The sequence below is a fragment of the Streptomyces sp. NPDC033229 genome, from assembly GCF_055576875.1.
Window position 1 is genome coordinate 42,930 of sequence record NZ_JBVIQR010000031.1, and the last position, 6,445, is coordinate 49,374.

General features: G+C 74.4%; 7 protein-coding genes. 5 read left to right on the plus strand and 2 right to left on the minus strand.

Annotated elements, in window-relative coordinates; translation table 11 throughout:
• Positions 1-17 precede the first annotated feature (17 nt).
• The 4 genes from ACZ53N_RS25235 to ACZ53N_RS25250 are packed head-to-tail and all read left to right on the plus strand — an operon-like array spanning position 18 to position 5,140.
• The gene (locus ACZ53N_RS25235) at positions 18-1,010 is read left to right on the plus strand and encodes an LLM class flavin-dependent oxidoreductase (RefSeq protein WP_469143061.1); all 993 of its coding nucleotides are present in this window, start codon (positions 18-20) and stop codon (positions 1,008-1,010) included.
• Positions 1,011-1,646, plus strand: a complete 636-nt coding sequence (locus ACZ53N_RS25240; RefSeq protein WP_469143062.1) for a flavoprotein — start codon at positions 1,011-1,013, stop codon at positions 1,644-1,646.
• Positions 1,643-2,569, plus strand: coding sequence for a hypothetical protein (locus ACZ53N_RS25245; RefSeq protein WP_469143063.1), 927 nt, complete (start codon positions 1,643-1,645; stop codon positions 2,567-2,569). The genes ACZ53N_RS25240 and ACZ53N_RS25245 overlap by 4 nt, the downstream gene beginning before the upstream one ends.
• A gap of 60 nt (positions 2,570-2,629) precedes the next feature.
• Complete coding sequence (locus ACZ53N_RS25250) at positions 2,630-5,140, plus strand: M16 family metallopeptidase (protein WP_469143064.1); 2,511 nt, start codon at positions 2,630-2,632, stop codon at positions 5,138-5,140.
• A 44-nt stretch (positions 5,141-5,184) separates the two neighbouring features.
• On the opposite strand, the gene ACZ53N_RS25255 is transcribed toward ACZ53N_RS25250, so the two are convergent.
• Positions 5,185-5,499, minus strand: a complete 315-nt coding sequence (locus tag ACZ53N_RS25255; RefSeq protein ID WP_469143119.1) for a transcriptional regulator — start codon at positions 5,497-5,499, stop codon at positions 5,185-5,187.
• The gene (locus tag ACZ53N_RS25260; RefSeq protein WP_469143065.1) at positions 5,496-5,972 is read right to left on the minus strand and encodes a hypothetical protein; all 477 of its coding nucleotides are present in this window, start codon (positions 5,970-5,972) and stop codon (positions 5,496-5,498) included. The genes ACZ53N_RS25255 and ACZ53N_RS25260 overlap by 4 nt, the downstream gene beginning before the upstream one ends.
• 96 nt (positions 5,973-6,068) lie before the next feature.
• Here ACZ53N_RS25260 and ACZ53N_RS25265 point away from each other — a divergent pair, with 96 nt between their 5' ends.
• Complete coding sequence (locus ACZ53N_RS25265) at positions 6,069-6,326, plus strand: hypothetical protein (RefSeq protein ID WP_469143066.1); 258 nt, start codon at positions 6,069-6,071, stop codon at positions 6,324-6,326.
• Positions 6,327-6,445 lie beyond the last annotated feature (119 nt).

Here is a 6,445-nt window from a genome sequence, read left to right on the forward strand (position 1 = left end):
ACGAGGAGAGAGCAACCGTGTCCGTACCGTCCGCTTCCGTCGCCCCGCGCACCGGCTACTCCGTGCTGATGCCGTTCACCCCGGCCCGGCACGAGCAGATCCTGCCCTTCGCGGCACTCACCCAGTGGAGCGCCGCCCACCGGCTCTGGCAGGGCCAGTCCTCGGTCGGCGACCCGCACCAGACGTTCGCCTACGCGGCGGCCTCCGGCTTCCACGTCCCCGTCGGCACCGGGGTGACCGTGATGCCGCTGCGCCACCCCTTCGAGGCCGCCCTCCAGGCCCAGGCGCTGGCCGTCGCCATGGGCCACCCCGTGGTGGCCGGCTTCGGCCCGGGCGCCGGGGTGTTCCAGCGCAACATGCTCGGTGCCCCGTACCGCAGCCAGCTCGGCGCCTGCCGGGAGTACGTCACCGCCGTCCGCGGCCTCCTCGACGGCGAGGAGGTCGACCTGGACGGCGAGTTCTTCCGCTGCCGCGGCAGTCTGCCCACCCTGCCCCGCCCCGGGATCGAGATCGGCCTCGGCGTGCTGCGCCCCGGCATGGCCCGGCTGGCGGGCGAGGTCGCCGACACGGCCATCACCTGGCTGACCCCGGCCCCCTACCTGCGGGACGTCGTCGTCCCCACGATGCGCGAGGGCGCGGCCGCCGCCGGGCGGCCCGTGCCCCGGCTGGTGGCCATCGTGCCGGTGGCCCTCGACAAGCCCGGCCGGGACCCCGCCGCGGTGGCCCTCGCCAGCAACTCCGGGCACATGAGCATGCCGCACTACACCGACATGCTCCGCCGCTCGGGCATCGAGGTCGACATGAAGGCCGACCCGATGGCCAGTGCCAAGGCGCTGATCGCGGGCGGCGGCTTCCTCAGCGGCGGCCCCGAGGAGATCTCCGCCGGGCTGGAGCGGTACTGGGAGGCGGGCGTCGACGAGATCGTCCTCAACGTCACCGGAGTGCACCTCACCCAGGGGCCGCGCGTCGCGCTGAAGGAGCTCGAAGAAGTTTTGAGAGAGGTGGCGTAAATGACCGAACCCCCGTACCCGCTCGTCCAAGTGCCGGAACTCGGGGTCGAACGCCTGCTGTTGGTGGTCACCGGATCGACCTTCGCCACCGGTGTGCCGTTCTGGGCCGACTGGCTGCGGATGTCCTATCCGCACCTGGAGACGTCCGTGGTGCTCACCCGCAGCGCCCAGCGCTTCGTCACCCGGCAGGCCCTGGCCCACCGGGTCGGTGGCGACGTGCTCACCGATGTCTGGCCGGAGGAGGAGGCCCGCGCCCGGCACGTCGAACTGGCCGAGTGGGCGCAGGCCTTCGTCGTCTATCCGGCGACCCTGCACTACACCGCGCGGCTCGCCCTCGGGCTCGCCGACAGCCCGTCGCTGCTCGCCGCCCAGGTCACCAAGGCCCCCGTCGCGCTGGCCCCGTCACTGCCGCCGGGCGGCCTGGACAGCGCCGCCTTCCAGAACCACTGGGCCGCCCTGTCCGCCCGCCCCAACGTCGTGATGACGGCACCGGAGCCGGGCCGCAGTGCGACGACCGGCCGGATGGAGGCGTGGGTCCCGCCACCGCTGCCCGACGTCATCGAGGCGCTGGAGCACCGCCGCGCCGAACTCGCGGCGGACCGGTCCGCCCACCCCGTGGAGAGGGCCCTGCTGTGACCACCACGACCGTCCGCACCGAGCCGGAGGCGGAGGACACCACAGCCCCGCCGCTGACGGAGTACGGCACCGGCCTGCTCCGCACGACCGTGCTCCCGTTGCCCGACGGCACCTACGAGTGGCGCCGGGCCCCGGGCCCGCTCGCCCCCGCACCCTTCGTCCGGCTGGCCCCGGAGGCCGTCGCCCGCCTCGCGGGCACGGCCGGGCGGCCGGCGCCGGGCGGGGTCCTCCTCGCCCCGGCCCGGCCGGACGGCGAGGCCCGGACCTACCGCGTCGCCGGAGCCGAGTCCGTGGCGTTCGTCCTCCTCACCTCCGGTGTGACGCCCGCCCTGCACGACCCGCTGCGCGGCCTCGGCCGGGCGCTGCGGGCCCTCCACGACACCCCCCCGGGCGAGCTGCCGGCCGGCCGCCGCTCCCGTGGTCTGGACCGGCTCGTCACCTGGCTGGACGGGCACACGCCGAGCCCGCGCGCGGCCCACGCCCAGGCGCAGGTCCGCCGGGCGCTGGGTCCTGAGCGCTGGGCGCGGGTGCGGGGCTGGGCCGAGGAGGTCACGGGCGACGACCGGGTCGTGTTCGCGCACGGCGCGGCGGGCCTCGGCTCCCTGGTGATCGGCGGGCCGCCCGGCACCGCCGCGCTGCTGACCGGCGAGGACGTGTGCGCCGCCCCTTGGTACGTCGACCTCGGCTGGGTCGTCGGCGAACTCGTGGAGCTGAAGTGGCAGCTCGGCGGCGACGGGGCCACCTGGCAGTCGCTCATCGACGCGCTCTTCGACGGCTACGGACGCGACCTCGGCACCGACTGGCGGAAGCTGGCGGCGCTGCGCGTGCTGCTGCACGTCCACGACATCGCGGCCTATCTCGACGACCACCGGGGCGGGTTCGACCACTACTCCTCGTTCCTGAAGTTCCTGACCGACCTGTAACCCCTCGCCCTCACACCCGACCCCGATGCGCCCGACCCCGATGCGGAGGACCTCTCCACCATGACGGAAAGCCGCGGACACTCCGCGCTGTGCCGATTCACGCTGCCCAACGGTCTGCGTGTCCTTCTCGAGCCGCAGCCCGGAGTGCCGCGCGCTGCCGTCTCCGTGCACTACGGGGTGGGTTTCCGCTCCGAGCCGCCGGGCCGTGAGGGATTCGCCCATCTCTTCGAGCACTTGATGTTCCGCGGCAGCGCGAGCCTGCCCGACGGGCGCTTCTACGACCATGTGCACCGCCTCGGCGGGCAGGCCAACGGCACCACCCACCAGGAGTACACCGACTACTACCAGGTCGCCCCGGCCTCCGCCCTGGAACAGGCGCTGTTCGCCGAGGCCGACCGGATGCGCGCGCCGACCTTCACCCCCGAGGCGCTCGCCGAGCAGCTCGACGGGGTCGCGGAGGAGATCCACCAGGCCGTGGCCGGGCGCCCGTACGGCGGTTTCCCGTGGCCGCTGCTGCCGGGCGTCCTCTTCCGTTCCTTCGCCAACGCCCACGACGGGTACGGCGACGCGGAACGGCTGCGGCGCACCACCCCGGCCGACTGCGCCGAGTTCTTCGACGCGTACTACGCGCCCGGGAACGCTGTGCTGACCGTGGTCGGTTCGGTCGATCCCGTGCACACGCGGGCCCTGATCGAGCGGCACTTCGGTGACATCCCCGCCCGGCCGGTGGCGCCCGTCCCCTCCCGCGACGAGCCGCTGCCGACCGCCGACCGCTGGGCCACCTGCACCGAGCCGGGTGTGCCCGGCACGGCCCTGGCCCTGGGCTACCGCCTTCCCGACCCCGAGCAGGACCTGCCCGGCTATCTGGCGCACACGGTGCTGGCCCGGCTGATGAGCCGGCACGGAGGCGCGGCGCTGCGACTGCCCGCCGTCAGCGCCGGCTGCGGTTTCTTCGGCCCGCTGGACGCCAAGGACCCCGACGCACTGGTCGTCACGGCCGTCCTGCCCACCGGTACCCGGCCCGAGGACGCAGTGGGGGCCGTCGCCGGGCAGTGGGCGGCCTGGGCCGCGGACCCGGGCCTGCCGGACGCGGTCGCCCGGACCGCTGCGGCCCTCGTCTCCGAGCACCACCGGGCCCACGCCGACATCCAGACCAGGTCCCGCGCGCTCGGCCGACTGGAGATCCTCTTCGGCCGCGCCGAACTCCTGGACGAACTACCGGTCCTGCTCGCTGGACTGGATCCCCGACGGGTCGCCGAGGCGGCCCGTTCGCTGTCTTCCGTGCCCAAGGCCGTGCTGGTCATGGAGCCGGGCGAGGTCCGCACCCGCCCCCGGCCGACCGAGGCCGAGCCCGCCGCCCGCCCGGCGGCCGCGGCGGTCCGTACCCCCGGCAGGGCGGAAGGCCCCCGCCCCGTGCCCGGCCCCGGCCCCCAGCCGGCGCCCGCCCACGCCGGGCTGCGCGACACCGTCCTCCCCGGCGGCCTGCGGGTCGTCGCGGTGGCCGACCGACGGGCCCCCTTGGTGGAGCTGCGTCTGCGGCTGCCGCTCGGCGCGGCGGGCTGGAGCCGCCCCGGGCAGAGCGCCGCGCTGCTGCGCGCGCTCGCCACGCACTCCCGGGCGGCGGTCCGGGCGGCGGCGCTCGGCGGCAGCTTCGAGCTGTCGACGGACGGCGAATGGGCCGATGCCACCGGCTACGTCCCCGTCGGTGGCGCCGAGAGCTGGCTGGAACTCCTCGCGGAGGTCCTCAACGGCGCCCGCGAGGTGCCGTCCTGGCCCGCCGCCGCGGCGCGCACCCCCGATCAGGCCCTGGACGACGCGGTGCGGTCCCGGTGGCTCGGCGCATCAACCACGGACGCCGCTTTCCTGTCCCCGGCGGGCGGCTCGCTCGTGGCCGTCGGCGACCTCGACCCCGAGGGGTTCGCCGACCTCGCGGCCCGTGCCCTCTCCGCCTGGCAGGGCGGCTTCGCGCACCTGTCCGACGTCGCGTCGCCGACCCGCGCCGACGCCGCGTCGGGCCCGGGGGAGCCGCTGGTCCTGCGTGACGACCGGCAGCCGGACGTCCAACTGATCGTGGGAACGGCCGAATCCGCGGGGGCGGGTGAGGAAGCCGCGCGCTTCCTGGCGACGGCCGTGCTCGGCGGTTGGTTCCGGGCCCGTCTCGCGGAGCGCTTCGCGCGTCGGGCCGACGCGGGCTTCGAGCTGTACGCGGGCCGGGACACCGTCGTCGGCATACCGCGCGCCTATGTCCGGGGGAAGGTTCCGCTGGGCATGGAGGACGGGGCACTCGCCGGGATCCACGCGGAGCTGGCCCGCCTGGCCGAGGTGCCCATCGGGGCGGCCGAGTTGGATCCGGCGCGCGATTTCTGCGCCGCGCAGTTGCTGGGTGCCTTCGACTCTCCCGAGGCGCACGCCGATCTGTTGCGGCGGGCCGTCGGGGCGGGCGGGAATCCGCTGGAGCTGTACGGGCTTCCGGAGCGGCTGCGGACCGTATCGGCCGACGAGGTCGCGAAGGCGGCGGTGGAGCTTTTCCCGGTGGGCGCGTTTCCGGCTGTCGTGCCGGTCCGGCGGTGACGAGCAGAGGACCCGTGGGGCCCGGGTGGGTGGGGTCGGCCGGGTCAGAGCCCGGCGCCCGCGGCCCCACCGGCCAGGTCCGCGATCCGCCGCAGCTCGGCGAGGTGTCCGGCCAGGGCCTCGCGGCCGGCCGGGGTGAGGGAAAGCCACGTGTGCGTACGGGACTTCAGCGGTGCCTTCTTGACCGCCACGTATCCGGCGGTCTGAAGGACCTTGACCTGCTTGCTGAGTACGGAGTCGCTCACCCCGAGGGTGTCCCGGACCACCGAGAACTCGAGTGCGTCGACGGATGCCAGGCTCGCGCAGATCTGCAGCCGGTTGGTGGGATGGATGATCTCGTCGAGTGCCACGGCGGTCAGACCCCGGCCCGGACGTCCTGGCTCAGCGCGTCGTCGGCTCGACGGCTGACCACGGTGGTGAGGACGAAGGCGAGCACCCCGGCGACGCTCATCGGTCCGTCCAGGTCGAAGCCGATCTGGAGCACCAGACCGATGGTGGCGAGGACGCCGAGCAGCAGCAGGTAGAGGCCGTAAAGGCCGCGCGCGCCAGGGGTGTTCAGCGGGTTGGCGATCGCGACGCCACGGGAGCGGGCCGCGGACCAGGCCAGCGCGGGCGGGGCGAGCACGGCGCCGACGATCAGACCGGAGGGCATCATGCTGCCGCCCACGTCGATCGAGGTGAAGGCGAGCGCGACGGACGCGCCGAGCCCGACGTGGTACCACCAGGGGCCTTCGACCCGGCCCGCGACCTGGGCGCGGGTGGCGGAGACGCTGTCGAGGGCGGCTTGGGCGGCTTGGGCGGCGGTCGCGGAGTACGTCTTGTCGTTTTCCATGATGGAAAGCGTAGCGGCGACTTTCCATCATGGCAAGTGTGTGGACGGTGTCGCGTGAGAAGTCATAGTGAGAAGGGCGCAAGGGAGTTGAGCGAGATGAATGACCGTCATGAGCCGCAGGTGGTGATCACCGCGGTCCGGCACGACCCCGGTGCGGCGCCGGGCCAGACCACGGTGATCAGGGTGCTGAGCATGCTGCCCGCCCACTGGGTGTGCGCACCGGTGGCGGACCAAAACAGCTTCGAACTGCGCGTCCGGCGCACGTCCGGCCCGGAGGGCACCGGAGAGGTGAGCGCGTGCGTGGCCGCCGTCTTCAAGGACCCGGCCCTGCGCGGATGGCGACAGTCCGGCTGATCGGGCGGTGTCCTCAAGCGCCGGACGGGCTGGTTGTTGGTTGGGTTCGCCCCAACCCACCCCCCCCTGTCTTTTGGAGGAGTCCCCCAGGGTACCCCCCCCCCCCAGGGTAGAAACAG